The sequence below is a fragment of the Nocardia sp. NPDC058497 genome (assembly GCF_042720195.1).
Lineage (GTDB): Bacteria > Actinomycetota > Actinomycetes > Mycobacteriales > Mycobacteriaceae > Nocardia.
The window spans coordinates 1-1,829 of the sequence record NZ_JBHXMY010000857.1 but is presented as its reverse complement, the minus strand read 5'-3'; the positions used below and the strand labels follow the sequence as shown (position 1 = coordinate 1,829).

General features: G+C 63.6%; 1 protein-coding gene. It reads right to left on the bottom strand.

What is annotated here, in order from left to right; genetic code table 11:
- Positions 1–140: 140 nt before the first annotated feature.
- Positions 141–1,607 carry a lysine--tRNA ligase gene (gene lysS, locus ACFWPJ_RS31820; RefSeq protein WP_378857078.1) on the bottom strand — a complete coding sequence of 489 codons (1,467 nt, stop codon included), beginning with the start codon at positions 1,605–1,607 and terminating at the stop codon, positions 141–143.
- Positions 1,608–1,829: the final 222 nt, after the last annotated feature.

Below are 1,829 nucleotides of genomic sequence, written 5' to 3'. Positions count from 1 at the left end.
GGCTAACGGTGACCTTCTTTGCCATGAGATGAACGTCCTCTCGAAATCGTCAAGCCTGCCTCCAGGCTGAATACCCGAGGCAAGAATACCTCTAATTACGAAAATTCCAACATGGGGCCTTCGCCCCGCAAATTGACTGGTCAGCGACTAGCCGGACGAACAATCGGGAACAGGATGGTTTCCCGGATTCCCAAACCGGTGAGTGCCATCAACAAGCGATCGATTCCCATACCGGTTCCGGTAGTCGGCGGCATGCCGTGTTCCATCGCGGCGAGGAAGTCTTCGTCGAGCAGCATCGCCTCGTCGTCACCCGCGGCGGCCAGCCTCGCCTGATCGACGAACCGTTCGCGCTGGATCACCGGGTCGACCAACTCCGAATAGCCCGTTGCCAACTCGAAGCCGCGAACATAGAGATCCCACTTCTCCGTGACACCGGACTTGCTGCGATGCTGACGGGTCAGCGGTGAGGTCTCCACCGGGAAGTCACGGACGAAAGTCGGCGCGTAGAGCTTGTCGCCATACGCATGCTCCCACAGTTCTTCGACAAGTTTGCCGTGTCCGTAGCCCTTGCCCGCAGGAATTTCCAGACCGACCCGATCGGCCAGCGCGAGCAATTCCTCGACACTGGTTTCCGGAGTCACCTCGACACCGATGGACTCCGACAGCGACGGATACATCTCGACCGTCGTCCACTCGCCGCCGAGATCATATTCCGTGCCGTCGGCAAGCGTCACCAGCAGGGTACCGAACGCCTCCTGCGCGACTTCCTGGATCAATTCCCGGGTCATCGTCGCCGAGTCGTCGTAGGTGCCGTAAGCCTCGTAGGTTTCCAGCATCGCGAACTCGGGCGAATGGGTCGAGTCGGCGCCTTCGTTGCGGAAGTTCCGGTTGATCTCGAAGACCTTCTCCAGGCCACCGACCACACACCGCTTCAGGAACAGCTCCGGCGCGATACGCAGGAACAACTCCATGTCCAGCGCGTTGGAATGGGTCTTGAACGGGCGCGCGGCGGCGCCGCCGTGGATGGTCTGCAGCATCGGGGTCTCGACCTCGAGGAAGCCGCGGCGCTCGAGCGCGGTGCGCAGCGCGCGGACCACGTTCACGCGGGTACGGGCCATTTCCCTGGCCTCCGGGCGCACGATCAGGTCGACATAGCGCTGCCGGACGCGCGACTCCTCGTTCATCTCCTTGTGCGCCACCGGCAGCGGCCGCAGCGACTTGGCCGCCATCGACCAGGAATCGGCCATGACGCTCAATTCACCGGTACGCGAGGAGATGACTTCGCCGTGCACGTACACGAAGTCGCCGAGGTCCACATCGGACTTCCAGGCGGCCAGCGCGTCGGCGCCGACGCCGTTGAGGCTGATCATCGCCTGCAGCTTGGTGCCGTCGCCCTCCTGCAGGGTGGCGAAACACAGCTTGCCGGTATTGCGGACGAAAATGACGCGGCCGGCGATGCCCGCCTGCAGACCGGTCTGGGTGTCGGGCTCCAGATCCGGGTAGGCGGCGCGGATTTCGGCCAGCGTGTGGGTGCGTGGCACCACCACCGGGTAGGCCTCACCGCCCTCGGCGAGCAGCCGCTCCCGCTTGTCCCGGCGAATCCGCATCTGCTCGGGGACATCACTGTCCACGGCGGAACTGACGGCGCGGCCGGTTGCGGCGGGGTTAGGGGTGCTCACATCCGCTAACAGTAGCGTGCTGTTCCGCCTCCCCGGAATTCAGCGTGCCGTCCGCAAGGTTTTCCGGCAGCTCTCGGTCTCACCTCATGCACGCGGCAGGTGGGAGGTGGTCGGGGAGTTACCCATGTCCTCACTAGATCAGTGAGCAAC